The sequence below is a fragment of the Treponema sp. R6D11 genome (assembly GCF_054786075.1).
Genome location: NZ_BDHD01000325.1, coordinates 1 through 1430, shown reverse-complemented (window position 1 = coordinate 1430; position 1430 = coordinate 1). Strand labels below are relative to the sequence as shown.

The following is a 1430-nucleotide window of genomic DNA, read 5'->3' as shown; positions in this document are numbered from 1 at the left end:
ATCCTGTTCAATGGACGCTGACGCTCTTTCCACGTCGCTGTTTGCGCTTGGGTTTGAAGACGGAAGAAAATTACTAGATTTGTTTCCCGGTACGGGGGCGGTATTCGTGTTTGAAGACGACAATGTGCGTGCGACGCAGGGTGTGGATTTTACGGTTACGGACAAGACGTTTTTTTTGGTGAACTAGTTGCGCACAATCCGGAAGCCAAGCGTTCGGAAAGTTCCTTTAAGTGGCTTCCGATGAAAAGTGCGCCGTAGGTGGTAATCACGATGCCGGTGGTGATTCCCATCGGCAGAAGGAAAGACACTCCCGATTCATCGGTAAGATGTCTGAAGTCAAAGCCGAAGAAAGCGGTCGCGAGCGAAATGAAAATGATAAGACCGGCGATAACCCAACCGCGCGTTGAAAGGCCGCCGGGTACGGCGTAAATGTCTTTTACGTCCTGCTGTTCGGCAAGAGCGTCGATTTTTGCCATTATGGATTCTTCAAGTTCCGGCGAAACGGGGAAGAATTCGTTTTGAAGAATTGATTTGCTTACATGGTAGCGTTCTATTTCTTGGGCGCAGTTAGGGCAGAAAATGGTATGCAGCCATACCCGTATCTGGTTGAATAGGGGCATGGGTTCAGAATCTTCATAAACAATGTCTAAAATTTCCGAACAGTTCATCGCGCCCCCTTTAAATGCTCAAGTTTTTCCCTAAGCATTTTCTTTGCCCTGAACACATGGGATTTTATCGTGTTCACGGGATATCCTGTAATCGCCTCAATCTCCTGATGCGAACGGTCATAATGAAAGTACAAATCCACGCAGATTCTGAAACGCTCAGGCAGATCCTTTACCGCCGCCCGTACCGCTTCCCTTGCCGCCTCTTTTATCGCTATCCTTTCCGGCGTATCGCCGCGGTCGGAAAGCCCGTCCATATTTTCATCGGCAAGGCTGTGGTATTCCTTTCTCCTGTTTACCTCGTTTATAGCGGTGTTATACGCTATTTTATAAAGCCATGTTGAAAAACGGCTTCTTCCCTCAAAAGAAGAAAGGCTCCGGTAGGCTTTAAGAAACACTTCCTGGGTAAAATCGGAAGCGTCCTCTTTATTGCGGAAAAAGCTTACGCCCATTCCGTAAACCGCTCTTTCGTACTGCCGTACTAAAAGACGGAACAGATCCTTCTGCCCCGAAATAATCTGACTTACGACTAACCTGTCGTTAAAGTCAGTCTCGTCTGTCATTCTGTCTTTCGAATCGCTTTATCACGTAATAAGCCAAAAGACCGACGCCCATTGACAGCGGGATTATTCCCCCCAAAAGGCCGTAAGACGCCCCTTCGGTTATTGATAAAAGTACGGTTAACGCCACGCCCACGGTGCTTAAAAGCAGACCCGATAAAAGGCTAAACGAATAAAGATCAAAACTGGGCTTGTTGTACAGGCC

The 1430-nt window shown here is 47.7% G+C and carries 2 protein-coding genes and 2 pseudogenes; 1 reads left to right on the top strand and 3 read right to left on the bottom strand.

The genetic code is table 11. The features are described from left to right. Positions 1–187: pseudogene (locus ACYVTD_RS12770) on the top strand (FAD:protein FMN transferase); the annotation flags it as partial. Here the strand turns inward: ACYVTD_RS12770 and ACYVTD_RS12765 are convergent. From ACYVTD_RS12765 to ACYVTD_RS12755, 3 genes and pseudogenes are all read right to left on the bottom strand, one after another. Beyond that, on the bottom strand, positions 156–668 hold the full coding sequence (locus ACYVTD_RS12765; protein ID WP_461248128.1) for a peptidoglycan-binding protein: 513 nt from the start codon (positions 666–668) through the stop codon (positions 156–158). The pseudogene ACYVTD_RS12770 and the gene ACYVTD_RS12765 sit on opposite strands and share 32 nt — an antisense overlap. Beyond that, positions 665–1228: an RNA polymerase sigma factor gene (locus ACYVTD_RS12760; RefSeq protein ID WP_461248127.1), complete on the bottom strand. Its 564-nt coding sequence runs from the start codon at positions 1226–1228 to the stop codon at positions 665–667. Before ACYVTD_RS12760 ends, ACYVTD_RS12765 begins: the two co-directional genes overlap by 4 nt. After that, a pseudogene (locus ACYVTD_RS12755) lies at positions 1212–1430 on the bottom strand (hypothetical protein); the annotation flags it as partial. The pseudogene ACYVTD_RS12755 and the gene ACYVTD_RS12760, both read right to left, overlap by 17 nt.